General features: G+C 38.5%; 26 protein-coding genes and 5 pseudogenes. 20 read left to right on the top strand and 11 right to left on the bottom strand.

Going from position 1 to position 26406, the window contains the following annotated elements; genetic code table 11:
- From AB5062_RS13630 to AB5062_RS13650, 5 genes and pseudogenes are all read left to right on the top strand, one after another.
- Nucleotides 1-298, top strand: a pseudogene (locus AB5062_RS13630) (type IV secretory system conjugative DNA transfer family protein); the annotation flags it as partial.
- 144 nt (nt 299-442) lie between these two features.
- The gene (locus AB5062_RS13635) at nt 443-718 is read left to right on the top strand and encodes a hypothetical protein (protein ID WP_227238909.1); all 276 of its coding nucleotides are present in this window, start codon (nt 443-445) and stop codon (nt 716-718) included.
- A gap of 20 nt (nt 719-738) precedes the next feature.
- Nucleotides 739-2376 (top strand): LuxR family transcriptional regulator, encoded by a 1638-nt coding sequence (locus AB5062_RS13640; RefSeq protein ID WP_227195565.1) that lies wholly within the window; start codon nt 739-741, stop codon nt 2374-2376.
- A 146-nt stretch (nt 2377-2522) separates the two neighbouring features.
- Nucleotides 2523-3095 carry a hypothetical protein gene (locus AB5062_RS13645; protein WP_032953351.1) on the top strand — a complete coding sequence of 191 codons (573 nt, stop codon included), beginning with the start codon at nt 2523-2525 and terminating at the stop codon, nt 3093-3095.
- Between the two features lie 545 nt (nt 3096-3640).
- A complete protein-coding gene (locus AB5062_RS13650; RefSeq protein WP_227195568.1) occupies nt 3641-4294 on the top strand; it encodes a hypothetical protein in 654 nt (217 codons plus the stop codon).
- Nucleotides 4295-4388: 94 nt separating this feature from the next.
- Here AB5062_RS13650 and AB5062_RS13655 read toward each other — a convergent pair whose 3' ends face one another.
- Nucleotides 4389-5603 (bottom strand): IS256 family transposase, encoded by a 1215-nt coding sequence (locus AB5062_RS13655; protein WP_007752779.1) that lies wholly within the window; start codon nt 5601-5603, stop codon nt 4389-4391.
- Between the two features lie 41 nt (nt 5604-5644).
- Between AB5062_RS13655 and AB5062_RS13660 the strand changes: the two genes are divergently transcribed.
- From AB5062_RS13660 to AB5062_RS13680, 5 genes and pseudogenes are all read left to right on the top strand, one after another.
- Nucleotides 5645-6058, top strand: coding sequence for a hypothetical protein (locus tag AB5062_RS13660; RefSeq protein WP_050505474.1), 414 nt, complete (start codon nt 5645-5647; stop codon nt 6056-6058).
- Nucleotides 6059-6435: 377 nt separating this feature from the next.
- Nucleotides 6436-6786 (top strand): transposase family protein, encoded by a 351-nt coding sequence (locus AB5062_RS13665; RefSeq protein ID WP_005645980.1) that lies wholly within the window; start codon nt 6436-6438, stop codon nt 6784-6786.
- A 22-nt stretch (nt 6787-6808) separates the two neighbouring features.
- Nucleotides 6809-7640, top strand: a pseudogene (locus AB5062_RS13670) (transposase).
- Nucleotides 7641-7675: 35 nt separating this feature from the next.
- Nucleotides 7676-8209: pseudogene (locus AB5062_RS13675) on the top strand (helix-turn-helix domain-containing protein); the annotation flags it as partial.
- Nucleotides 8206-9300, top strand: a pseudogene (locus AB5062_RS13680) (site-specific integrase); the annotation flags it as partial. The pseudogenes AB5062_RS13675 and AB5062_RS13680, both read left to right, overlap by 4 nt.
- A gap of 276 nt (nt 9301-9576) precedes the next feature.
- On the opposite strand, the gene AB5062_RS13685 reads toward AB5062_RS13680, so the two are convergent.
- The 3 genes and pseudogenes from AB5062_RS13685 to AB5062_RS13695 all read right to left on the bottom strand — a co-directional run bounded on the left by AB5062_RS13685 (nt 9577) and on the right by AB5062_RS13695 (nt 11843).
- Complete coding sequence (locus AB5062_RS13685) at nt 9577-10779, bottom strand: DEAD/DEAH box helicase family protein (protein WP_050505472.1); 1203 nt, start codon at nt 10777-10779, stop codon at nt 9577-9579.
- A gap of 128 nt (nt 10780-10907) precedes the next feature.
- Nucleotides 10908-11552: pseudogene (locus tag AB5062_RS13690) on the bottom strand (type I restriction endonuclease); the annotation flags it as partial.
- Nucleotides 11553-11567: 15 nt separating this feature from the next.
- Complete coding sequence (locus tag AB5062_RS13695; protein WP_147339103.1) at nt 11568-11843, bottom strand: hypothetical protein; 276 nt, start codon at nt 11841-11843, stop codon at nt 11568-11570.
- A 267-nt stretch (nt 11844-12110) separates the two neighbouring features.
- On the opposite strand from AB5062_RS13695, the gene AB5062_RS13700 reads away from it, so the two are divergent.
- Nucleotides 12111-12953: a DDE-type integrase/transposase/recombinase gene (locus tag AB5062_RS13700; RefSeq protein WP_057280653.1), complete on the top strand. Its 843-nt coding sequence runs from the start codon at nt 12111-12113 to the stop codon at nt 12951-12953.
- Nucleotides 12929-13339 (top strand): transposase, encoded by a 411-nt coding sequence (locus tag AB5062_RS13705; RefSeq protein WP_227195311.1) that lies wholly within the window; start codon nt 12929-12931, stop codon nt 13337-13339. Before AB5062_RS13700 ends, AB5062_RS13705 begins: the two co-directional genes overlap by 25 nt.
- Before the next feature lie 6 nt (nt 13340-13345).
- Here the strand turns inward: AB5062_RS13705 and AB5062_RS13710 are convergent, their stop codons facing one another.
- Both AB5062_RS13710 and AB5062_RS13715 read right to left on the bottom strand, forming a co-directional pair.
- On the bottom strand, nt 13346-14152 hold the full coding sequence (locus AB5062_RS13710) for an RNA methyltransferase (RefSeq protein ID WP_005852031.1): 807 nt from the start codon (nt 14150-14152) through the stop codon (nt 13346-13348).
- Nucleotides 14153-14187: 35 nt separating this feature from the next.
- A complete protein-coding gene (locus tag AB5062_RS13715) occupies nt 14188-15234 on the bottom strand; it encodes a Zn-dependent alcohol dehydrogenase (protein WP_032952615.1) in 1047 nt (348 codons plus the stop codon).
- A 328-nt stretch (nt 15235-15562) separates the two neighbouring features.
- On the opposite strand from AB5062_RS13715, the gene AB5062_RS13720 reads away from it, so the two are divergent.
- From AB5062_RS13720 to AB5062_RS13735, 4 genes are all read left to right on the top strand, one after another.
- Nucleotides 15563-16000: an Hsp20/alpha crystallin family protein gene (locus AB5062_RS13720; RefSeq protein WP_032947554.1), complete on the top strand. Its 438-nt coding sequence runs from the start codon at nt 15563-15565 to the stop codon at nt 15998-16000.
- Between the two features lie 393 nt (nt 16001-16393).
- Nucleotides 16394-16783 (top strand): GtrA family protein, encoded by a 390-nt coding sequence (locus tag AB5062_RS13725; RefSeq protein ID WP_005852036.1) that lies wholly within the window; start codon nt 16394-16396, stop codon nt 16781-16783.
- Between the two features lie 16 nt (nt 16784-16799).
- Entirely contained in the window at nt 16800-17675 is an 876-nt protein-coding gene (locus AB5062_RS13730; protein WP_005842126.1) for an SDR family NAD(P)-dependent oxidoreductase, read from the top strand.
- 42 nt (nt 17676-17717) lie between these two features.
- The gene (locus tag AB5062_RS13735) at nt 17718-18659 is read left to right on the top strand and encodes a GNAT family N-acetyltransferase (protein ID WP_005852038.1); all 942 of its coding nucleotides are present in this window, start codon (nt 17718-17720) and stop codon (nt 18657-18659) included.
- Between the two features lie 190 nt (nt 18660-18849).
- On the opposite strand, the gene AB5062_RS13740 is transcribed toward AB5062_RS13735, so the two are convergent.
- The gene (locus AB5062_RS13740) at nt 18850-19314 is read right to left on the bottom strand and encodes a MaoC family dehydratase (protein ID WP_005842132.1); all 465 of its coding nucleotides are present in this window, start codon (nt 19312-19314) and stop codon (nt 18850-18852) included.
- A 97-nt stretch (nt 19315-19411) separates the two neighbouring features.
- On the opposite strand from AB5062_RS13740, the gene AB5062_RS13745 reads away from it, so the two are divergent.
- Complete coding sequence (locus AB5062_RS13745; protein WP_005852040.1) at nt 19412-19705, top strand: nitrous oxide-stimulated promoter family protein; 294 nt, start codon at nt 19412-19414, stop codon at nt 19703-19705.
- A 5-nt stretch (nt 19706-19710) separates the two neighbouring features.
- Nucleotides 19711-20064 (top strand): MGMT family protein, encoded by a 354-nt coding sequence (locus AB5062_RS13750; protein ID WP_005852042.1) that lies wholly within the window; start codon nt 19711-19713, stop codon nt 20062-20064.
- Here AB5062_RS13750 and AB5062_RS13755 read toward each other — a convergent pair.
- Together AB5062_RS13755 and AB5062_RS13760 are read right to left on the bottom strand one after the other, a co-directional pair.
- The gene (locus tag AB5062_RS13755) at nt 20014-20487 is read right to left on the bottom strand and encodes a low molecular weight phosphatase family protein (protein WP_032952616.1); all 474 of its coding nucleotides are present in this window, start codon (nt 20485-20487) and stop codon (nt 20014-20016) included. The two genes, AB5062_RS13750 and AB5062_RS13755, sit on opposite strands and share 51 nt — an antisense overlap.
- 207 nt (nt 20488-20694) lie before the next feature.
- Nucleotides 20695-20901: a hypothetical protein gene (locus AB5062_RS13760; protein WP_005852046.1), complete on the bottom strand. Its 207-nt coding sequence runs from the start codon at nt 20899-20901 to the stop codon at nt 20695-20697.
- A 187-nt stretch (nt 20902-21088) separates the two neighbouring features.
- Between AB5062_RS13760 and AB5062_RS13765 the strand changes: the two genes are divergently transcribed.
- Nucleotides 21089-21403 carry a hypothetical protein gene (locus AB5062_RS13765; RefSeq protein WP_032952617.1) on the top strand — a complete coding sequence of 105 codons (315 nt, stop codon included), beginning with the start codon at nt 21089-21091 and terminating at the stop codon, nt 21401-21403.
- Nucleotides 21404-21450: 47 nt separating this feature from the next.
- Complete coding sequence (locus AB5062_RS13770; RefSeq protein WP_005852050.1) at nt 21451-23073, top strand: RluA family pseudouridine synthase; 1623 nt, start codon at nt 21451-21453, stop codon at nt 23071-23073.
- 66 nt (nt 23074-23139) lie between these two features.
- Here AB5062_RS13770 and AB5062_RS13775 read toward each other — a convergent pair whose 3' ends face one another.
- Nucleotides 23140-24501, bottom strand: a complete 1362-nt coding sequence (locus tag AB5062_RS13775; RefSeq protein WP_012055898.1) for an MATE family efflux transporter — start codon at nt 24499-24501, stop codon at nt 23140-23142.
- Nucleotides 24502-24626: 125 nt separating this feature from the next.
- Nucleotides 24627-26135, bottom strand: coding sequence for a TrkH family potassium uptake protein (locus AB5062_RS13780; RefSeq protein WP_032952619.1), 1509 nt, complete (start codon nt 26133-26135; stop codon nt 24627-24629).
- Nucleotides 26136-26406 lie beyond the last annotated feature (271 nt).

Here is a 26406-nt window from a genome sequence, read left to right on the forward strand (position 1 = left end):
CACCAGTTCCGGCAGCAGCAGTGGCGGCCGTAATTCCAGCGTGACCATTAGCACACAGAAGGAAGGGATATATGAATCAAAGGACTTCGCCTCACTGGAACCAGGGGAATTTATCGGAATGGGAAACCGTTCCAATATCAAAGGACATTTCAGGAAGAAGTTCAGGCTGTTCGAACTGGAGGAGGAACCGCTGCTGGTAGTCGCGTTCAGGACGGAGAAGGAAATATCTGACAATTATACCAAAATACTGAAAGATATCAAGAGGATGCTTGGGATGGAAGACCAGAAGTGGATATAAATTCTTTGTTCATCGGTAAGTGAATATATATTTGGCAAATAAAAAAATACACTAAAAATAAAAGTGAGAAAATGTGTTTTGCTATATTTGCAGCATGTTTCGGAAGTATAAAGCATATTCTGTTCAGAAAATTACGATATGACAATGAAAGAAGATATTCAACCAAAGAAGAGGTCTGAAAAGATAATAATTTCAATAAGTGACGAAACCTCCGAATGGCTGGAGTTATATTGCAAAACAAACGGAATATTCCGTAAAGACTTCGTTTCACTCCCGCTGGATTATTTCGAGCGTACCGGGTTTGACCTGCAATATAGCGTTCTTGATTATTTCCCATTGGAGAAGATTATCGGAGAATTGTGCTGGGTACATAATGAACAAAAGACTTTCGGAAAAATACATGTAAAAACTGAGTTGTAATCAAATCTATTGAAAATACAATGAAAAAGCAATCTATATATTTTTTAGTAATCATCATTTTGTTAGTACAGACATCTTGCCAGCAAAATAATAATGAAGAGGACTTGTTTAACAATAAAATAACACTTTTAGAAAATAATCCTCAATTATATCTTTCTAAAGTTGATTCAATCCAAGTGACTAATCTTAATGACGAGAAAGAAGCAACTCATTTCTTATTGGTTTCATTAGCAAATCACTATATAAATAATTATTACCCACGTAAAGAGTTATTACAAAAAAGTATTCATATTTTCACAAAAAAGAAACTAATTCAACAACAACTTGAATCCCTTTTGTTTCTTGCCAAAACATACAAAAAAGAAAAAAACTTAAAAATGGAGGTGCAAGCTATAGAAAAAGCTATAGATATAGCAAGCCAAATAGAGGATAAAGAATGGCTATGTTGTTTATATGGCTATCTAGGAGATATGTATATCCGCAAATACAATATGTTAAAATTTATTAAATATCAAACATTAGCTAACCAGTGTATTGAAGATATTGCATTTAGGGATATGGATATATCAACTCAAGTACAAATGGCAAAAAGCTTTTTATATATAGGAAATCATAAAAAAGCCTATGAGTTATTGAATTTAATAGAAATTTCCATTGATAAAAACAATATTTATTATAATGAAATCAAATGCCTACAAGGTATTGCGTTATATAAAACTAAACAATGGACATTATGTATTGATAAATTACAGGAAGCTATAACATTAAAACAAACAGATGATTTTTTGTTTGTCTGCCATTCTATACTAACTTATTGCTATTACTCCATAAATGATTTAGCAAATGCTAATAAACATAGAAAATTAGCTATACAATATGACACAGACCCGGAAACTAATTTTGCTGAAATAGGATTTTATAAACTGTGTGCAGAATTTGCTAGAGAGAATAATAATACAGATAATCAAATTGATTGCCTGTATAAGGCAATAGAACGATATGAAATTCTTCTAAGAAATTTGAATGGAAGTTCTTTAGATGAAGCTATTCAAGCATATACCCACTTTTGTGATAAAAAAAATTATGAAAAGAAATTATCTACATACAAATATGCTGCTTTAAGTTCTCTTTTTATAGCAAGTATAGGGCTATTAATCTACATCAATAAAAAAAGAAAACAAGCTTACCAAATTGTGGCTCTTCACCAACAAATAGAAACATTGGAGGGATTAAATAATATAAAAGATGAAGCAAAGATGTTCATTTTACGTGATTTTGAAGTAGCCAAACAAATTGCGATGTTGAGATATACGCAAAAAGAACAAAGTGCTAAATTTATAAAAGAATTAAATAGATTCAATATTACACAAAATAATTCTTTACTAACTACGCAATGGGACAATTTTTATAAACACATTGATTTATCTTTTGATAATTTTTATACACTGCTGAAAGATAACTTTTCAGATCTAAATGAGAAAGAACTACAACTTTGCTGTATGATGGTTGCAGGGTTCAAGACAGAAGAAATTGCAGCTATATGGATGCAAAGTATTTTTTCTGTACACAAATATAAAACCAATATCCGAAAGAAACTTAAAACTCCTGAAGGTGCTAATATCATAGCTTTTTTAATGTCTGCTCCTCCATTCCAATGACAGTTTATACTTTTACAATTTTTTTTTGTGATATACCCTAAATATCAAATAGTTATATATTAAGTTTACAAGTTAACAAAAAGGCTTACAAATGGCGATTTGAAGTATTAAGTCTAACTTTGCAACGTTCAAAATCAATAAATTATATGATAAAAAAAGGTTTTTTACTTGCATCGTTTGCCATAGGTGTTTTTGCAAATATATTCGCACAGGACACCTTATCTTTCAAAAAGACAAGAGATAAAAATATCTATGTAGAGTTTTTAGGATCTTCTAACCTTATTGGAGTTTCTTTCGATTCAAGATTTACTCCTATATCTCCATGGGGATATAGGCTTGGTGTTTCTTATTTTCAAGGAGGGGATTCTTTTATTAAAGCATCTAACTCTAATAGAGGGCTATTTTTCCCTATCGAAGTCAACTTTCTCACCTCTGGAAATAAGCACAAATTAGAACTTGGATTAGGTTCTAATCTTGGAATATATAACGAACATATTTATTTTATAGAAAAATCAAAGGATCAATATGAAACAATAAATTTCACTTCCAATACAACATTTGGATATTATTTCTTTTCTAATATAGGTTACCGTTACATATCAACTAAAGGTTTTCTATTTAGAATAGGATTAAGCCCTTCTTTTAGTTTTAATGATAAACACGGTGTAACAAAAGAACCATTTATTTACCCTTATATTAGTTTTGGATATTCATTTTAATAAATTACACATATATGAAAAAAGAACAAAGTGCCAAACTTTTAAAGGAAATAGAAAAATTTAACTTCATAAAATATAATGACCTATTAACAATACAATGAAACAGTTTTTATAAACATATAGATTTATCTTTTGACAATTTTTACCCCATGTTAAAGGAAAACTATTCATGCTTAAATGAAAAAGAAATGCAGCTATGTTGTATGATGATTGCAGGTTTTAAAACAGAAGAAATAGCTGCTATTTGAATGCAAAGCATATTTTCATAGATACAAGACCAATATTCGAAAGAAAATTAAAGTACCTGTGGAGCCAATATTATTACCTTTCTTTCTCAAAAAAATGAAATAAATAAAAAAGATAAATATTACAAGTCTTTTTCTATATTCACTGCTGACAATCAATTGATTAAATCAAACCATTACAATAAAATAAATTCTATTATAAATGGATTTTACATATATATTGCATAAATTCGCACATTGTTAAAGCCATATTATGGCAATATAAATAGATAAAATGTAAATTAAAAAGCATGGCATAAAATGAAAAAAATATTTTATTTGTTATATATCATAACTACTTCTTTCTTTATGGCTTGTGAGAAAGAAGAACATTTAGTAAATAAAAACAATGAACAATTGCCACAAAACCCTAAAGATACGGTTCAAAATAAATTTATTTTTCAATGGGACACCCTTATTGATGATAGTAAAAATGATGACGAATTTTTTATTGGTAACCAATATATAGGAGTACAAAGATGGGAATGTTTAGCAACTCCACCTCACATATATGTAGGAGCAACATTTCCTAAAAGTTCTTTCGCTACAACTTTCGATAGAGAAAATATAGATAAGAAACATCCAATAGATTTAACTTTTAATTTTCCCATTCCATACATAACTTGTATGGAAGATGTTAAGGGAAGTGAATATCTACAAAAGATAAAAGAAGCTCTGAAATCCAAAGAATTCCAGAGCTATACTTCACCTCAAAGACCATATATTATAAAATTTGCAGAATTAAAATCTCTATCAAATATAGAGAACTGTTTCCCATATAATAAAGAGTTTGGCAATGCACTAAAAAAAATAGCACAACAAGAATTTAATATGAAAAACATAAAAAGCCTATGTATTAGTGAAGTTATATTCAAAGGATTCACAATCTCAATGGATGTAGGCACTATAATATAAACTGTGTCACGCATTATTTTTTCTCTAAAAAACTCGTCGGTTGGGGAACGGCCAGCGCCAAGGGGCGGGACCACCTGTCCCGACGAGCGTAAAATTACAATAATTTAAACCGTTCTCCAAATTTTATGGCCAGTTGCTGTGAGATTGTAGCCCAATTGGCCAGTGGCATAGTCCACTTCTTCCGTATATTACGGTATGCAAGATAAACCAGTTTCTCAAGGGCTGTATCTGACGGGAACACGCCCTTGTTTTTTGTTACCTTACGGATTTGGCGGTGATACCCTTCAACGGTATTTGTAGTATATATAAGCTTACGGATAGCCGGAGTGTACTGGAAGTATTCGGACAGTTTATCCCAATTGTCCTGCCATGACCTGATGACGATAGGATACTGTTCACCCCATTTCTCTTCCAACTTAAGAAGTTCATTCTCTGCAGATTCTTTATTTACAGCCTGATAGACGCATTTCAAGTCCTTCAGGAATTCCTTTTGATTTTTGGAGCCCACATACTTGATGGAGTTACGAATCTGATGTACGACACAAAGCTGTACAGCAGTATTGGGATAAACACTTTGGATTGCTTCAGGAAAACCTTTCAAACCGTCTATACAGGCTATAAGGATATCTTCAACTCCACGGTTCTGGAGGTCTGTCAGCACACTGAGCCAGAAGTTTGCCCCCTCATTCCTTGATATATACATTCCGAGCAGCTCCTTATGTCCTTCCTTGTCAATACCCAGCACATTATAGATTGCACGTGTAACTGCACAACCACGTTCATCCGTTACCTTATAATGGATGGCATCCATCCAGACTATGGGATAGACAGAATCAAGCATACGTGATTTCCATGCCTTTATTTCCGGAAGTACACGGTCTGTAATGGAACTGATTGTATCTGCCGATACACGATTTCCAAGATTCTCTTCCATCCAGTCACTAATCTCACGTGTGCTGTTACCAAGAGCATACAGGCCGATTATACGGTCTGCTACGCCTTCTGCAAGAATGGTCTCACGCTTTTTAATGAATTGTGGTTCAAAACTTGAATTACGGTCACGGGGAGTGGAAACGGTTACCTCACCCAATGGAGTCTGGACCTGCTTTTGCATTTTCCCGTTACGGCGGTTACCCATTTGACGTTCCTCTTCTGTAAGATGTGCATCCATCTCACCTTCCAGAGCTGCATTCAGGATACTTTCCAATAAAGGGGCAAAAGCACCGTCTTTACCTAACAAGGGCTTACCTGCTTTCAGCTGTTCAATTGCCTTGTTCTTGATACTTTCAAAATCAAATTCTTCTTTCATAAAAAAACTGTGTTAGCAAAGTTAATATTTTATTTTAATCTTTGCTGACACAGTTTAATTTACATCCTCAGGATGTACCCTCAGATGGGTTATTCATTGCCCCTCCCTCTTCCCTTGAAGAATTAGTTTATATACGAACACTAACATATGGTGTTACTGCTTATTTTGTAATAGCAAGTAATAATTCATACCAAAATGTTTTAGAAGCTTTTAAAAACTCATTTATGGATGAATATCATAATCCCAATGGTACATTACACGAATCCCAAATTATTTTATTAACGATATCCGGTATAAACCAAGAAGCATCTATAAAATTAACATTCAACGACTTAAATAGATTTTTAAAAAATCCATTTATAAACGGTAATACATATGGATATCCTATATATTGTGAAGCTTTTTTTGTTAAAAAAATAAAGTCTTCACAAGAGAAAACTAAAAACTATTACTAATCAACTCATTTAACTATGAACTCAAAATTATTTATTTTATTCTTAAGTTTCTGTTTGTTTTCGTCATGCTCAACGATGCTTGAGATAATAACAGGAAATTATAAATGCGCATACCCTAATTGTAATGAACGGGCGACAACAAATTCAGTATATTGCCCATACCATAAGCCCTACTATCTTAAATAGCATCATCACATACATACCTTCTCCTGTTTTCCCGCCTCTCTCTTTTTCTCCATATCCTTTTCAACCAGGGTTGTGATCACCTTGGAAGGGGAGGAATTATGGATATACATGAACAATCCCGGATTTTCGGGTCAGCGGAAATTTCTGGTTGGTAAGTTTTAAAATTCGCTATCTTTGCTTACCTTTGTTTTATGAAACCCGAACGACTCCTTCGTGCCATCCTTCCGGATGTGCTTATAGACAACTTTGATATTGTCAATTTCGACAAGAGTGCTGACCGTTTTGATATTTATCTTGATGAAAAAAAAGTTCAGCTAAAAGAAGATAAGACCAACCCGGATATCATATCCTATGGTTTTGGTGAGTACCGTACAATCCAAGACTATCCTATTCGTGGTCGCGCCACTTATCTCCATGTTCGTAAACGTAAATGGCTTGACAAGTCTTCCAATGAAATCTTCAGCTATGACTGGGATTTATCCGAATTTGACGGTACACGGCTGAATTCTGAGTTCGTTTCTTTTTTAAAAGAAGGAGATTGAATCTACTCCTGTGAGCATCTGTGTGCTTGCGGAACGTTATGGCGTAAAAGGGCAGACTCTTCGTAAACAATACAAGGAGAAAATCAGTGATTACCGGAACTGGGACCAACTCGAACATGCGCATGACTACCTCCTTTATCCTGAAAACATTGGAGAAAACCTTTCTTTGGATGAAACTTGCCTGAGCAATGGAGATGTTTATACGATTCTGACCAATAAAGCAGCTAAAGGCCGTAAGGGGGCTTTAGTTGCAATGGTTCGTGGAGTGGCCACAGATGCGGTAAGCGGAATCTTGCGCAGGCTTCCGCACCGGAAACGGCTGTCTGTCAAGACTGTCACTACAGATTTATCTTCAGCCATGATGCTGACGGTCAGAAAGGTGTTTCCTGCCGCAAAGCTGATCAATGACCGTTTTCATGTACGAGAACGGAGAAACCCTGCCACAGATAGTAAGCAGAAGCAAGCATATTATACTGAAACACTGGAGCAAATGGAATGAACAGCAAAAGACCAGGGCTGCCATTCTCTTTGATAAATTCCCCAAGCTTCTGGAAGGATACAGCCTTAGCATGAAACTGACAGACATCTTCAACAAGAAGTCAGGTCCCGATGAAGCAAGGCTAAATCTCGCAAGATGGTACAATGAAGTGGAAAAGTTTGACTATATGGAGTTCAACAAGGTACTTGATACCTTTTCAAACCATAGTACGACCATCATAAATTATTTTGAAGAACGATTGACAAATGCTTCAGCGGAGTCGTTCAATGCTAAAATCAAAGCTTTTCGAAGCCAGTTAAGAGGGGTGGCTGATCTGAAATTCTTCATGTTCAGACTGGCTATGCTATATGCTTAAAAGAAAGCTTGCCAACCGGGAAAATCCGCTGACCCCGTAAATGCAAGGTCTGCGGAGAACCGTTCAAAGCGAAGACCATTGAATCTTGGTATTGCTCTCCAAGATGTTCTAAAATTGCTTGGAAGAGAAACAAGGACGAGGAGCTAAGGATGCAGAAGTTGGATGAGGTTGTGAAGAAGATACCGAAGTCCAAAGACTATATCACCGTTCCTGAAGCCTATGCCTTGTTCGGGATTAGCAAAGAAACCCTATATCGCTTGATTCGTAAAGGTGTCATTTCAAGTGTAAACGTAGGCGAACGACAAACAAGAGTCAGCAAAGAAGAACTGCTGAAACTCTATCCGTTACGGAAGAAAGCTCTGGCAAAACCAAAACCCGTTGCCAAACTGTACAGTCTGGAGCCTAAGGACTGTTATACTATCGGCGAAATATCCAAGAAGTTCCATTTAGAGGACAGTACGGTATACCTGCATATCCGCAAATACTCTATCCCCACCCGGCAGATAGGTAACTTCGTTTATGTTCCCAAGAAAGAGATTGATAACCTATATAAAGAAATGAAGCAATGAAGAAAGCGTTGGCCAATACACGAGTCTCGGTAAAACTCCGCAAGTCGGAATACCGCGAGGAATGGTATCTATATGTGGAAGCCTATCCGGTTTTTCAAGCAGACAAGCCCACTCCTCAAAGGGTGCGTGAATATCTGAACCGTACCATCACCACTCCTATTTGGGATAAGTCACGAAACGCCCGAACCGACAAGGACGGCAAGACCACTTATAAGCCTAAACGTGATTTGAACGGTATCATCCAATGCAAATCACAGTTAGACCAAGAATCGTGCATCTATGCCGACAAGGTAAGGAGCCTGCGCCAAAAGGAATATGACAATGCCTCATTGTATTCAGAAACCGATGCAGAACAGGCGGAGCAACTGGAGCGTTCACGTTGCAACTTCATCGAATACTTCGACCACGTACAGCGGTTGCGTCACGCCCATAGCTCCGATTCCATTATCATCAACTGGAAGCGTGTGCATGAACTGTTGAAAATCTTTGCGAAAGGCGATACCATCCTTTTCTCACAGATTGATTTGAAACTGATAGAATCCTTCCGTATGTTTCTGTTGAACGCCCCACAAGGAGGTGGCAAGAAAGGTGTCATCTCGCAAAATACAGCATCCACCTATTTCTCCATATTCAAGGCCGCATTGAAGCAGGCTTTCATTGACGGCTACCTAACCGTTGATATTAGGGCAAAGGTCAAGGGAATTCAAGGTCAAGAAAGCCGCAGAGAATACTTGACCATTGAAGAACTGAACCGTTTGGCTCAAACTCCATGTGGCCCGTTATTGAAGCGTGCCGCTCTCTTTTCCGCACTGACTGGGCTTCGCCATTGCGACATTCAAAAGCTGAAGTGGTCAGAGATAGAGGTATTCAATGGTGGTTACCGCTTGAACTTTACTCAACAAAAGACCAAAGGTGTTGAATATATGCCCATATCCGAACAGGCATTTCAATTATGTGGTGAAAGGAAAGACGGTGAACAATTAGTTTTTGCCGGACTGCCTGACCCGTCATGGATTAACCGCCCGATAAAGAAATGGGTTGCGGAAGCCGGAATAACTAAGCACATCACCTACCACTGTGCAAGACATAGCGTATTCTCTTTCTCGCTAAAATTCAACAGCTTACAGAATATTTCAGCTTGATAGGTAACGATATAGAAACCAGCGAAATTCTGTATTTCAACACTTTTGCAGTAATTCAAAAGAACGCTTCTTAAACGCAAAGATAATATTTTTTTTGAAATCCACATATGTAGAAAGCTAAATCTTTCAGATTTGATACGAATATCCGATAACTGCAATAACGCGACTATATTCTATGCTACAAAATTGGGGAATGTCAGATAAAGATTCATGTCTTCTATTATATTAGCATTCGAATACTAAGAAACCTGCAAATACTCGCTTACACTTCGAACATATACAGGTTCTCTTGTAGTATTCGTCAAAGGTTTTCAGCAACACAATACCTCCGGCTTCCTTGTCGCCAAAAAGGGCGATACTTTCGTTGGTGGCTTGCTCCAAGTTGCGGAAGCACACAATGTTGCCGAATGTCTTAATGGAGTTAAGTATGCGGTTGGTGCGCGAATAGGCTTGCAACAATCCGTGCATCCGCAGGTTCTTGTCCACCCAAAGGGTGTTCAGAGTAGTGGCGTCAAATCCCGTCAGGAACATGTTTACCACAATGAGCAAATCTATCTCACGGTTCTTCATCCTTAGCGACACATCCTTGTAATAGTTTTGGAAACGGTCAGCACTTGTGTCGTAATTGGTTTTGAACATTGCGTTGTAATCTTCGATAGCCGATTCAAGGAAGTCACGAGAACTCTTATCCAGTCCGTCGGTGTTTTTTGAGTTCTCATCATCGGGCAATCCCGTGCCGTCTTCGGCTTCGTTTGCCCCATAGCTGAAGATGGTAGCCACACGCAGTTGTTTGTCGGGTGGTAGTTGCGTCATCTGCCGCTTGAACTCTATATAATAAAGTTTTGCGGTGTCAATGGACGAAACGGCGAAAATGGAATTGAATCCCGTCATTCGCGTTTTTTGCTTCTTCTCTTCCGTCGCCTCCCTATTCTTTGCCGTTGCCATTTCTGCAATGTTCACCAATTTATTGAACGTAAAGGAACGGGCATTGCGCTTAGTCTTTTGGTCGAAATGTTCCAATATGTAGTTTGTAATACGACTGACACGGGCAGGAGCTGCCAACGCACGCTCGCGGTCGATGTTACGCACTTGTTCGTCCTTGATATTCTCCTGTTCACGCATGGTGCTGACATAATCCACGCGGAACGGCAGCACGTTGCCATCGGCAATGGCATCTACGATGGTATAGATATGCAGTTGCTTGCCGAAAGCCTGTTCGGTGGTTTTCAGGTCAAATTTACCGCCGGCTCCGGCATTTACCGGGAAAATAGGTGTTCCCGTGAAGCCGAAAAGATGATAGCGTTTGAATTTCTTGATGATGGCGGTGTGCATATCTCCGAACTGGCTGCGGTGGCATTCATCGAAGATGAACACGAGGTGCTTGCCATAGACCTCATGCGTGCGGTTCTTGCTGATGAATACCGACAACTTTTGTATATTACCTTATTGTCCCTTGATGCCCAAAAACTCGTAAATTCAAAACTGTTGCTGGTCTGCTGCTTCCCTTGCTTATGGCTTCGCTTGCTTGCCTCGGCTATGTGCGAGGCACGGGTAGTGTTGCTGTAATACTTCGTCTGTGTGCCGTTGCTGACAACGAACAACTGTACGTATTCAAACAGTCCGCTGCCTGCCCAAAAACTTTCGCGGTTGTAGCGGTTGATTTGGTTGAACGCTTCCTTGATATCCACACCCCGGCGTTTCAATTCCACATGCACAAGAGGCAAGCCGTTCACCAATATCGTCACATCGTAACGGTTTTCCCTTACACTTCCCTCCGGCGTGTATTAGTTGACTACCTGCAACGAATTATTGTGGATGTTTTCCTTGTCTATCAGGTAAATGTTCTTCACCGAAGCATCATCGCGCATCAGCAACTGAATGTAGTCCTCTTGTATGATGATAGTCTTTTCCACAATGCCGTAATTGCGGTTGGCAATCTTGTCGGCAAAGAACGACTGCCATTCATTGTCGGTAAATTTATAATCGTTTAGGCACTCCAACTGGCGGCGAAGATTGCAAATGAGTTCCTTTTCCGTTTTGATTGGCAAATACTCGTAACCTTGTTTTTCAAGCTGGCTGATAAAGTCATGCTCCATCTCCGCCTCGCTTTGGTATTGTGTGGATTTACGGTAAACAGGTTCAAAGTCTGAAACCACCGTGCTTTGCGGATTCTCCGCCACCATTTTGTATTGCTCTGGCATACGGCTTATTCTCTATTATTCAGATTTAACTAAAGCGTTTATTATAGCTGCGGCTGGAGAATATGCATATCCAGTGATATGCTTTCGAGCCGTTTGCGTATTATAAGTGGTTTCTTCGGTGAAATATTCATATAATTCATTGATGTCTAATTCGACAAAATTTTCTGTACTTTCTCTCTGTACAGTCAATATATCACCTTGCAAAGAACATATTTTATAAGGAATCTTCTTTTCGCTAATACTATAAACAACATCAGGAAGATTCTCCAGTTTCATTTTAAATGTCTTCATTCTACATGCTTTGAACCCTATCTTTATCATATCAGTTTGTTTTAAGGTTATTAAATGCCGGTATTAAGGAACAAATGGACACCATTACAAATCGTTATAACAAATGGTTATACTTGTTCCTTATTTCAAGTTGCTAAGATAGCTAGAAAAACCGAAATAACAAAAAAGGGAAGGTGCGTAAAAAAAAGAAGGGGTGCATTTTGACACACCTTCGTGTTTCGTAGATTTGATTCCCGTCTTGACCGGTGGGGTAAAATCATTTCTACTATGACAACAAAGATAGCAAATATTCTCCAATGCTATGCATTGGGGATGGAGATAAAGCAAATAAGCAGGAGTTTTGAGCTATCCTGCAACACAGTGCACAAATATGTGCGTCTGTTCCAAAAGTGTGGCATTCCGATAAAGGAGTTGGCATCAATGCCTTCTTCCCGCATCCAAGAAATGTTCTCCGAAGGGATTAGCCGTAGTCAGATTCCATCACAACGCCAACTTGAGCTGGAGGCACTTCTACCCGAGTACTCCGCCCGTCTTAGCCGCCGAGGGGTAACGGTCAAATCCCTGTACAAAGAGTATCACAAAACACGCCCTAATGGATACAAACATGCCAGTTTCGGTAATTATCTCATGCGTTACCGGATGGTGACTCATGTCGTGGGGCATATTGAGCATTATGCCGATGACCAAATATACATTGACTTTGCCAGTGACAAGCTTGAGGTCATTGACAATGAAAACGGTGAATGCCGTAGCGTTGAAATGTTTGTGTCCATACTCCCCTGTAGCCACTATACCTATTGTGAGGCGGTCTGGTCCCAGTCAAAACAAGATCTGATCAAGGCATGTGAAAACGCACTTCATTTTTACGGCGGTATTCCGATGGCAATCGTACCTGACAACCTCAAAGCAGCAGTAGCCCGCAGCAACCACAACGGTCCGGTAATCAACGAGGAGTTTGCGGCATTTTCCGAGCATTATGGATGTACCGTATACCCCGCACGGGTACGCCATCCCAAGGACAAGGCGTTGGTTGAAAATGCCGTGAAACTGCTTTACCGGCAGTATATGCAGATGTCGAAGAGCTTGTGTTCAACTCTCTGGAATCTTTGAATGTGGCCATTTTCGAATCGCTCTCAGCCTTTAACGGGCGCAGGATGAACGGACGTTCCCTGTCCAGACGCGAACAGATTGAAGCCGAGTACCTCCGCCCACTTCCCGCCATACGCCACCAGATGAAGGAGCGGCGCTCTGCAACGGTAATGCGGAACTGCTATGTAACTTTCAAGCTTCACCATTACAGCATGCCGAAAGAGTATATAGGCAAACGTGTCGAAATTGTCTATGATGCTGACACGCTGAAGATATACCATGGTCTGCGCCTAGTGACCACACATCAGCGTGATGATACGCTTTATGCCTATACAACTAAGGACGCCCACAGACTGCCCGGACGCCATGGGAGCTATGAAAATAAAATAAACTTAATCATATATTAAATCTTTTCAATGGTCTGTAATCCGGAGTTGCCAAAAGGCAACAGCAGCTGCTGCAGCCACATTGAGCGAATCCACTCCATGTGCCATAGGGATACGGACTACATAATCAGCTTCAGCAATTGTCTTGTAAGGAAGCCCATCCCCTTCTGTTCCCATCACAATAGCCAACCGAGGTTCAGCCGCCAATATGGGATGATCTATAGAGATAGAATCATCAGTCAACGCCATGGCAGCAGTACGGAAACCAAACTTGTTCAAATCGCCAATCGTACCATTCAACCATGTCCATGGAACCAAGAACACCGAACCCATAGACACCCTTACCGCACGGCGATTCAACGGATCGCAAGAATTGCGTGTCAACAAAACAGCATCTATCCCAAGAGCAGCTGCCGAACGGAATATCGCCCCGATATTGGTAGTGTCCACCACACCGTCAATGACTACAATCCGCCGGGTATCCCGGCAGATCTCTTCCATAGAGGGCAACACCGGACGACGCATAGCACATAATACACCACGTGTCAGAACATAGCCAGTCAACGTAGCCAACAACTCTCTATCACCCGTATAAACGGGCACATCACCACAACGCTTGATAATGTGAGCAGCACTGCCAGAGATATGCTTACGCTCACACATAAGAGCAAGAGGTTCATATCCTGCATCCAAAGCCCTACTAATGACATTGGGGCTTTCGGCTATAAACACCCCTTTCCCAGGTTCCATACGCTGACGTAACTGAGCTTCCGTCAACATGCAGAAAACATCCACTCCGGGATGTGTCAATGATGATATTTCAATAATAGGCATACACTCTTATATTATGCTATTTCATTGCTTTTAATCTACATTCCAGTCTCCATTGTCACAGCTACTTTTATCACTCCATCTTGTCGGTTCTCAAAAATCCGGTAAGCCGTTTCTATCTGATCTAGCGGGAAACGATGTGTAATTAGTGGAGTGGTATCTATTTTTCCCATCTCTATCAAGCGAAGTATCTCAGCACAATCGCAACCATCTACGCCACCAGTTTTGAAGGTTAGATTCTTTCCATACATATCCGGCAAAGGAAGAATCTGAGGACGGTCATAAAGAGCCACCAAAATAACGACAGCATTAGGGCGCGCACATTCCCATGCCAAGCGAAATGTATCCTCCCCTCCTGCCACTTCAAAAACTACATCCGCACCACCGTGTGGACTACTTTGCAATACAAATTCCTTACATTCTTCTGGAGTGACAACTTCTACCTGCGGATAATGTTCCCTAACAAACCGAATTCTTTCAGAGGATTGTTCACAAACAACAATGCGCTGCGGCTTTCTCAGCATCACACAAAGCAAAGTACAGATTCCCGTAGGTCCCGCACCAATGACAAGCACCGTGTCTTCTTCGGTAATCTCCGAAATGCGAGCAGCCCAAAATCCTGTAGCAAGGATATCTCCTACAAACAAAGCTTGCTCATCACTCACGGAATCGGGAATGAGATTCAAGCCTTGATCAGCATAAGGTACGCGAACATACTCCGTCTGCCCCCCATCAATCCGACATCCCAAGGCCCATCCCCCATTAGGATCAGCACAATTATTCACATATCTATGCCGGCAAAAAAAACATTCTCCACAAAAGGTTTCCACATTGACGGTAACTCGATCGCCTGGTTTGACTAATTTAACATCACGTCCTGTCTGCTCCACAATACCCACCATTTCATGCCCCACTGTTATTCCGAGAACAGCACGTGGCACACCACCATGTTTAATATGCAAGTCACTGGTACAAATACTCCCGAGAGTAACGCGCACAATAGCATCACGCGAGTCTCTCAACTCAGGCTTCGGTTTCTCTATCAATTCAAATTTTCCCTGTTTAATATAAGTATATGCCAACATGATATTTCCTTTTCTTCTTTAATGGTTATCTTTATAAAACGACGCAAAGATAATATACAAACATAAATAACAGCCACCATTTGCTGACAAAATGGCTTTCTTTATCACTTTACCTTGCTTCTCAACTGCAAACAAATTTTACAAAGGTTTAAACACATCTCGATATTCATTAAAATTATCTTCACAGATTTAAATTCATTTCATTTCCGGCTGACATTTTGCCATCAGGCATATACTTTGCAAGAACATCAGTGTATTGCCAAAAACGACAAGATAAAAAAATCAAAAAGCAGTCTAGTAACAATTTAAAATATAGGAGATTATAATTATGATGCCGACTAGAAAGTATAACAATCAGAATTGGTTACCAAGTATTTTCAACGATTTCTTTGATAATGAATGGTTGACAAGAGCCAACGCTACCGCCCCTGCAATTAATGTCATTGAAAGTGACAAAGATTATAAAGTAGAGGTTGCTGCTCCGGGTATGACTAAAGAAGATTTCAATATCCACATCAGCGAAAACAACGAACTAGTGATCTCAATGGAGAAAAAGAATGAAATAAAAGAGGACGACCATCACAACAGAAGATATTTACGTCGTGAATTTTCTTACTCTAAGTTCGAACAAGCTTTGATTCTTCCTGAAGATGTGGTTAAGGAAAAAATCAGCGCCAATGCCAGCAATGGTGTTCTGACCATTGATTTGCCTAAACGCACTCCTGAAGAAAAAGCCAAAGTGAACAGAATCATCGAAATTCATTAATCACAGATTTTGAATATTTACAATCAGACAGTTTATAAGGTACATCTATAACATGCTATTATTTTGCATGATATAAAAGTGTGCCTTATATATTGTCCGATTGTCATAAAATCAACATATTTGCATCAACACTTTCTGCGGATTTCCACCATGCTTTTCAGCGTTTCTTCCCATCTTTCCCCTAAAAAAGTCCACCTCTATTACAATTGAACTTCAAATTCAGGACAAAACTGAAAAAAGCCAGTTTAAATTTTCTTTCAAAAAATGCTGAACAACATTAAAACAGAAACTAAGATGAGTAGGCTTCTTTTTTATTATACAAGCATTAAAATCACATATTTTTAGTATTTTTGTACCCAAATTCACCATATAAAACAAACCAATAAAAAGAGGATGAAAGCATCAGTACGTTTAGTTCGTTTTGCTACAATAGGAACCTTAAATTACCTTATTACCATGTTAGTGATATGGATTGTGATGAGTTACTTCTCATTCAAAGGAAAATATATAGTAGCAAATATTATGGCATATCTCATCGCTCAAACCCATAATTTTATATGGAGCAAATATTGGATTTTTCCTTCCAGCAATCCCCAAAACAGTCTTTGGCAACAAATAATGCTCTTTTGTACCGCTTTTGGTATTGCCTATGGCATACAACTTCTTTTTGTGATACTGATGATAGAAGCAATAGGAATCAAAGAATTTACAGCACAATTTATTGGAATAATAATATATGGAGCTGTTAATTTTATGGTAAACAATAGAATAACATTCCGATAAATATATTTCAAAACTTATGGCAGACAATTATATAGAAAGGCAATACGAACAATATGAAGCCCGAAAGGCTGCATGGGAAAAAAAATGTAAACAAGGAAAGAAGAAAACGATTTCCGTCAAGCTTCAACCAAAGGACCTGACAGACAATACAATCAAACTTCCTAGAAAAGCATTCATCACAGGAGGTGCCGATGGCATAGGGAGAAACATTGTGAAAGCTTTCTGCAACTCACAATACCAAGTCGCCTTTTGTGACAAAAATGAGGATTTAGGAATACAGACAGCCAAAGAGACCGGAGCAATTTTTTATCATGCCGATGTAAGTAATAAAGAATCCCTTGAGAACTGTATGCACGAGCTTTTTGAAAAGTGGGGGGATATGGACATCATTATTAACAATGCCGGAATAAGCGAATTTTCTCCCATCACGGAAACCAGCGTGGAAGATTTTGATAAAATTTTGTCCATCAATCTGCGACCTGTATTTATCACCTCACGCACATTAGCTTTACATCGCAAATCCCAAGCAGAAAATCACCCGTATGGCAGAATTATCAATATCTGTTCCACCCGTTATTTAATGAGCGAACCGGGAAGCGAAAGCTATGCGGCTTCCAAAGGAGGAATCTATTCACTGACCCATGCACTTGCTTTATCCCTTGCCGACTTTCATATCACCGTAAACTGTATTTCGCCGGGATGGATTCAGACCAATGATTACGAACGGCTACGCCCAGAAGATCATGCCCAACATCCATCAAGACGAGTAGGCAAACCAGAAGACATAGCACGTATGTGTTTATTTTTATGTCAAGAAGAGAACGACTTCATCAATGGACAAAATATCATCATCGATGGTGGAATGACCAAAAAGATGATTTATTTAGAATAAAACGAACTAAAGAAAATATCTATAATGAATAAATAATCGCTCATGAAAATACATCATATCGCCATTTGGACATTTCATCTGGAAAAGCTAAGGGAATTTTATACTCGTTACTTTAACGGAACAAGTAATGAAAAATACATTAATTCCCAAAAAGGTTTTGAATCTTACTTCATTTCATTTGAAAGTGGTGCTACATTAGAGTTGATGAGTAGGATTGACGTGCAAAATATCCCGATAGAAGAAAACAGACCGGGATTGACCCATCTAGCTTTTTCTTTTGAAAGCCAAGAAGCTGTCTTATCACTAACGGAACAGCTACGTACTAAAGGATACCATATCGTAGGTGAACCTCGCATTTCAGGAGATGGCTATTTTGAAAGTGTGATACTAGATCCAGACGGAAACCGGATAGAGTGTGTTTACAAAAAAGAGCAGGAATGCCCTCCTGAGGGAAATCATGTAATAGAAACTGAGCGACTTATTTTACGTCCTTTTACAGAGAATGATACGGAAGCTGTTTTTAACTGTTGCCAGAATCCCAACCTAGGAAATAATGCTGGTTGGAAACCTCATGACACACTGGAAGAATCTCTGAAAATTCTTCAAACAATATTTATACCACAAAAAGACACATGGGCCATCACTAGAAAGGAAGACCGGCTTCTGATAGGAGCTATAGGAATTCTACCAGACCCAAAGAGAGAGAATTCAAATGCCGGAATGATAGGTTATTGGTTAGATGAAGCCCAATGGGGAAAAGGATATATGTCTGAAGCCGTCTGTGCTGTCTTGGACTATGGCTTCAACAAACTAGGATTAACCTTGATCAGTGCAAATTGTTATCCTCAAAACAAACGTTCACAACGTGTTTTGGAGAAAATGGGGTTTACATACGAAGGCATTCTCCATCAAGCCGAAGTTAGCTATGATGACAAAATATATGATCATTTGTGTTATTACTTAGAGAAAAACAACCTAAAATAAGTTTTTCATTTTTACACAATCTCAAATGCCTATTCTATTTCATCATTAATTTTGTTAATCCCTAACTTCCCCCAAAGGATATATACGTGTCTAAAAAAATCAAAACAAAGCAATCGTTCTTGGGTAAAACATTTATCCAAGAACGATAAAAATATACCTTATTCTTCTTCGGAGATTATTTCTCATAAAATCAATTGAAATAATACAAGAAGATAGCGATGCCTTCAAGTGCCTTCTTCGGTTGGTCTTTTATCTCAATTGTAAATTTAATTTCAGCCTTGGCTACGCCACGCAAGTTCTGTAAAGAATGAAGACTTGCTACCATACGGATACTCTGACCTGCTAGGACAGCCTGTCCAAATTTCATCTTGTCCATACCATAGTTGATCATCATTTTCAGATTATTCACTTCTATAATCTGGTTCCACATATGTGGAAGCAACGAAAGGGTCAGGTAACCATGTACAATAGTACTATGATAAGGACTTTCCACTTTAGCACGTTCTGTATCTACATGAATCCACTGATGGTCCAAGGTAGCATCTGCAAAAAGATTAATTCGGTCTTGCGACACTTCCACATAGTCGGAAATTCCAATCTGCCGTCCTAGCAGCTTCTCAAAATCCTCGTACGAATTAACAACAACTTTATCCATTATCTCTTTGTTTTAAAGGTTATACACTAATTGAATACAAAAATAAGAAAAAATAGTCCTATATTTGCACTTTATTCACACAAAAACTTCATTACAGATGAGAATTATCGAAAGAGAACAGCGTACCGCAGAACAAATGATCCGAATTTATTGTCGGTACAAGGAAGGCAATAAAGAGCTTTGCCCAACCTGTCGGCAGTTATTGCAATATGCACATAACCGGTTAAAGCATTGTACATTTGGTGAACAAAAAAAGACTTGCCGCAACTGTCCCATACATTGTTATAAACCAGAAATGAAGAAACGAATACAAGAAGTAATGCGGTATGCTGGTCCACGAATGTTTTTTTTTCATCCCATAACAACTATCAAGCATTTCATTCATCAATAAACAGAATGGACAGAGCACAGTTTTATAAAGAAGTATATAGCATTACAAAAGAAATCCCCTACGGCAATGTTTTTACTTACGGAAAAATAGCACAACTTATAGGTAATCCCCAATATTCACGAATGGTAGGACAGGCTTTATCTCATGCACCAAAAGAAGAAGACCTTCCTTGCCACCGGATAGTAAACAGCCAAGGAAGACTAGTTCCCAGCTGGCAGAAACAAAAAGAATTATTGGAAAAAGAAGGAATCACCTTCAAGCGCAATGGATGCGTCAACATGTCCAAACACTTATGGGACATTACTGGTTCACTCACATCGACAATAGGTATTAGCCCCACAAGTGCAACGTGGCAATAATTGCTCACTCAGTTCGTCCCGATAAAACTCATATAATTCACGATACATCGTTTCATAAAGTTCGGAAATACGATGTTCCAATTCTGTTTCATCCTCATAAATATGCTGAAACGGGTCATCAAAAGAAAAATGCCTCCAGTTTTTCACTTCCTTATTAAAATCACCCTCCACTTCCTTTGCTTCTTCACAAAGAGTAATCACATAGTCCCATGGTTGATGGCAATATATATCCACATCACTAGCTTTCTTACGAGAGCAATCGTATCCATTCTGTTCCATCACCCCTACCACTGAAGATGGTACCACTCTTCCCGGCAGAACTCCAGAAGTAAATATCTTTGTCCCATGTCCAAAAGAAGATAATATCTTCTGTGCCATACGACTACGACATATGTCACTATTACTCACCAATAAAATATTCATCGCTATTCCTATATTTAAATTCAACAATTATTTTCATTCATCCCTACTAACATAAAACACTCTCAAAGTATAAACTAATATCCGATATCCAGCCCCATTCAAGTGCAAATCATCAATGGGCAAATTAGGGTTCAATTTATCATTCAACAACAATTTATCGAACACGTCTATCACCAATAAATGAGATTTTAAGTTTTCCTTTCATACCTACCTCTTCACCAGTTTTTTTGGAGAGCCACTCCATGAACACCCCAAACAATAAACAATAGTTAAATCAAACCCTTCCATATTCTCTTCCAAATTTCTCGGTACCACTTCCCCTTCATCCGATACATAAACTAACAACCTTTCTTTCTTCTCATTTTTAACGTATAACCCTGCAATTTTGCATTGCGGACACAACAATTTTCTCATATCTATTTTCTCTTTTTATCCAAAACAACAAATTAACATCCAATTTTTCTTATAAATTTGCGGCAAAAATACGAAAAAAAACAGTTGAATAGCATCTGTAGTGAATTTGCACAACATAAAAAGATTATTGGAAAGAAAATGCCTATCTTTGCCCAAGAATATAAAATCGCAAAATAAAAGTGTAGCTATGGAAATAAAATTAGACAGAAAAAAAAATCATATTGCGGCATCTGATTACAAAGAACAAATAACCGTCATAAAAACAACTAGCGATTTCAAAATAGGAAACAATGTAGACACGAACAAAATAGAAGTGAATTATATGGTAAAAAGAGAGAAAGAAACGCTTATAAAAATAATAGAACTTCGCAAATCTCAACGCGATATTATCCTAACTTTAAATCGTATCTCTATATTCCCCTTACAGACTGAAAAGCAGTCAACTGAAGTATTACAGGAATTAAACAAAAACTTTATCATTCATTCCGAGTTGTCCGCATAGTGACCTCACAAGAAAAACAAATCATTAGCAACTATATTAAACGAACTATGATACATTTTTTTAAGAATTCCATTGCCACTATAAAGTTACCCGATAAGTTCACTTATCCTTTTCACTATACCCCTCATCCACTTTGCATAATAGCGACTAAAGAAGTACAAGCCTATCTGACAAGTCAATCCCAATGGCAAAAAGAATTGCAACAAGGAAAAATGTTTGGTGTCCTAATTGTACAAACACCCGAGAATAAAATAGGTTATTTGGCTGCATTTTCAGGAACATTGGCTGGTAAAAACTGTCATCCTTTCTTCGTCCCGCCAATTTATGATTTGTTACAACCACAGGGATTCTTCAAAATAGAGGAAAAACGTATATCCGCCATCAATGTATGCATTAAAAAGACACAGAACGACCCTCGTTACATAGATCTACTCCGACAAATTGAAAAAGAAAAAATACAATCCCAGCAGGAATTGACTGAAGCTAAAGAGTTTTTCAAATCCGCTAAAAAAAACAGAGAAATCCGGCGCAAGACAGGAATTCCCGACGCAAAGGAGTTAGCTGCAATGATACGTGAAAGCCAGTTTCAAAAAGCTGAATTAAAACGCATGGAAAAAATATGGAAAGAAAAAATCGCTTCACTACAAGCAGAAGCCGATACTTTCATCACAAAAATAGAAACGATGAAGATAGAAAGGAAAAAACGTTCTGCCACTTTACAAAGAAAGCTGTTTGAGCAGTTTCAGATACTAAACGCCCATGGAGAAACAAAAGATTTATGTCGTATTTTTGCACAAACTATACAAAAATTTCCTCCTGCCGGAGCCGGTGAATGTGCAGCTCCCAAATTACTCCAATATGCCTATAAGCATCAATTAAAACCTATTGCTATGGCAGAATTCTGGTGGGGAGATTCTCCAAAAGCAGAAATAAGACATCATGGATACTACTATCCTGCATGTAAAGGAAAATGCGGACCTATCCTGGGACATATGTTACAGGGACTGGAAGTGGAAGAAAATCCCTTGTTAAAAAAACATTATCATGAAATGCCATTAGAGATAGTATATGAAGATAATTACCTAGTCGTAATCAACAAACCAGCAGGAATGCTCTCGGTTCCAGGAAAAGGAGAAATAGACTCTGTCTATCAACATATAAAAATACTTTATCCAGATGCCACAGGTCCTCTGATAGTCCACCGATTGGATATGGCTACTTCCGGTGTGTTATTAATAGCCAAAAACAAAGAAGTACATCAGCACCTGCAAGCACAATTCAAGAATAGAATGATAAAGAAACGATATATTGCCTTATTGGATGGCAAGATTTCTTCTAAAGAAGGAACCATAATACTCCCCCTCCGTATGGATCCTCTTGACAGACCCAGACAAGTAGTAGACCATGAACATGGAAAAACCGCTATCACACAATATCAGGTTTTAAACGAACAAGAAGGAAACACACTTATTGCCTTTTATCCATTGACAGGACGGACACACCAATTAAGAGTACATGCCGCCCATCCGGAAGGATTACATTGTCCTATACGAGGAGATGAACTCTACGGACAAAAAGCAGACAGACTTTATTTACATGCTGAAAGTCTAGAGTTTGTTCACCCTGTAACAAAAGAAATAATTTTTGTAGAAAAGAAAAGTAATTTCTAATAGTTTTTGCTCAGAAAATTTATCTGTGAGGTGCTGAAAGTTTTTTTCAGCACCTCACACACCAAATTAGTATTTTACCATTCCTGAAGTAGACATCCGTTTTATTCTTCCATACACATATATAAATGCGGGAATCAGAAAAATAACTGCAAATATCCATGCCGTAGGGTCACCAAAACAAACAGCTAAATAGCCCAATATTGGTACTGCATAAAGACTGACCATTATACGGGCAATCATTTCGGATACCCCCGACAACATAGCCAAATTGGTAAAGCCCACCCCCTGAATGGAATAACGCAAGATACAAAGTAAGCCCAAAACCGGAAAGAAAGAAACGGAAATATGCAAAAACAATTCCGTATCTTTCAATATCTCCCATTCTGCTGGGTCAACAAATAACAAGGCAAAAGTACGTGCTCCCAACATCAAGACTACAAACATAAAACCACAATAAATAACCATCATTAACACACTCGCCTTGATTCCCAGCCAGATACGCTTCGGTTTTCCCGCACCGTAATTCTGTCCACTATAAGTAGCCATAGCTATACCCAGACTCTCAAGCGGACACATACAAAACATCTTAATACGCATAGCAGCCGTAAAAGCAGCCACACAAGCAGTACCCAATGCATTATTCGCACTTTGCAACATAATACTACCAATAGCAGTAATAGAGAACTGCAATCCCATCGGCACACCGATATACAGTAAAGTCTTTGCCAACGCTCCTCGAAATTTATGCTCTGTCGGAGTCCCCTTCAGAATCTCAAAATGACGCATCATATACAAATAACACAATACAGCCGAAACCCCTTGTGAGAATACCGTAGCCACAGCTGCTCCCGCCACTCCCCAATCAAGTATCAAAATACAAAAGAGATCAAGCAAAATATTCAATATCGTAGAAAAAAGCAAAAACCAAAACGGAGTTTTGCTATCACCCAATGCACGAATAATACTTGAAAGCAAATTATAGAAAAAGGTACAGGGCACCCCGATAAAAGTAATCAGCAAATAAAGATAAGCATCCTCAAGAATATTCTCCGGAGTCTGCATCATCTGAAGAATATCCGAACAAAACATACTAGTTACAATAGCAATTACTACAGACATCACCGCTGCCAATTGTAAACTAACTGCCACAAAACGCCGCATCATACCATAATCCCTTGCTCCAAACTTCTGTGCGACAGGAATACCGAAGCCACCACAACAGCCATTGCAAAAGCCTAATATCAAAAACACCACCGAAGTGCTAGCTCCTACAGAAGCCAAAGCATTAATTCCAAGAAACTTACCCACAATAGCAGCATCCATCAAGGAATAAGTCTGCTGAAGTAAATTACCCAGCAATAAAGGAAAAGCAAAATTCAATATCAAAGGGAACGGACGTCCCGAAGTCATCTCTCTCGAAGTTGCCATAACATGAATGTATTGTAAATCCGAGCACAAATATATATCATCCTTTGTAAAAATACATATTTCTAGAACTTCATTTCAATGAATACCCATTAATTAAATGATACATATCAATTTTTCCCGGAGAACTATCGTCTTTCCCAAAATCCTGAATAAAAAAGCAACAACACAGCAAACAATTCCAAACGTCCTATCAACATCAGGAACGACAATATCCATTTAGCAGCATCAGGCAACGCCGCCCATGAAAAAGCAGGACCGAATGCTCCTAGCCCCGGTCCCACATTGCCTAAGCTAGAAATTACTGTACTCATCGCTTCAATTATCCCCACCCCGAAAAACATCAGCAGTATCCATCCGGCCAAAATACAGAACAAATAAAATACAAAGAATGTATTCACTGAAGCAATGATGGAAGGCGATATAACCTGACGGTTCACACGAACAGGCAATACAGCCCTAGGATGCAGCATCCGTTTGAATTCATTTTTGATATTACGCGCCAGAATCATAAGGCGCATATTTTTGATTCCCCCACTAGTAGACCCCGTACATCCACCTGACAACATAGCAAAAATAAGAAGCATCCATGTAAAAGATGGCCACAAGTTATAATCATCCGTTGCAAAGCCGCATGACGTATGCACCGTAGCCACTTGAAACAGAGCCCTGCGGAATGCCTTTTCCCAATCATAATGATTCTGAAAAACTAAGGCAAACGTAATAACAAGTGTCAGAATACTCACTGATTTCATAAACCAACGGAATTCATCATCCTGAAATAAACGCTTGCCTTTCCCTTTCAGACACATAAAATAGAGAGAGAAATTAATACCCGAAAGGATCATAAATATCGCTATTACATATTCTATAAACGGAGAGTTCCAATAAGCTACACTAGCTTGTTTGGTAGAATAACCACCTGTAGCCGTTGTAGAGAATGAATGACATACCGCATCAAAAAAACTCATTCCTCCTATCATCAGCAGCACAGTTTCTGCAATTGTAAGAATAGCATATATCATCCACAGCCACTTAGCCATCACATCAATCCGGGGATGTGTTTTGTCGTGCGTCACTCCGATAGCCTCAGCTGAAAAAAGTTGTATAGTTCCTCCCCCGAAAATAGGAAGCACAGCAATAGTAAAAAAGACAATACCCAAGCCACCTATCCATTGTGTCAAGCTACGCCAAAATAACAGACCATGTGAAAGAGATTCTATATTATCCAATATAGTAGCTCCTGTAGTAGTAAAACCCGACATGGTTTCAAAAAAGGCATCCGTCACCGAAGGGATTCCTCCACTAAAATAAAAAGGCAACATTCCAAACAACGTAAACAAAAACCAAGTAAAAGTTACAATACAGTACCCATCTCGTCGTGTCAGCCGATTCTCAGCACCTCTACTACAAATTAGCAAAACTCCACCGACCAATGTATTCAAAAGAATGGTATATAGAAAATATTGATAATCTTGCTCACCGTAACATAAGGAAACAGCCGCACAAAGCAGGAACATAGCAGATTCAATAAAAAGTAATACCCCCAATACACGGAATATCATTTTTTTATTTATCAAGCTATTATTCCGGCTTCCACCTTTATATAATTTATCTGGATTATAAAATTCTCCCATCTTTTTATATTTGACAAGTATATAGCGAATACTATGCCAAAATGAAAAACAACATTATAAACTATTGATAAACAAACAGATATTATATGAAGTCATAAAAAAGGGAAACACTACCCTTTTCAAAATGAAAGGGAGCGTATTTCAAAACAACAAGGTTGCAGATATGACGATCTCAAGCAAAATTTAAATTACATACATATCTGCTAACACTACAACATCGTCCTCATCATAATGAATAATGAATAAATATTTTAAAATTACCCACTATTTT

Origin of the sequence: Phocaeicola sp. RTP21359st1_B8_RTP21360_211022 (genome assembly GCF_040911965.1) — a bacterium.
Taxonomy (GTDB): domain Bacteria; phylum Bacteroidota; class Bacteroidia; order Bacteroidales; family Bacteroidaceae; genus Phocaeicola; species Phocaeicola vulgatus.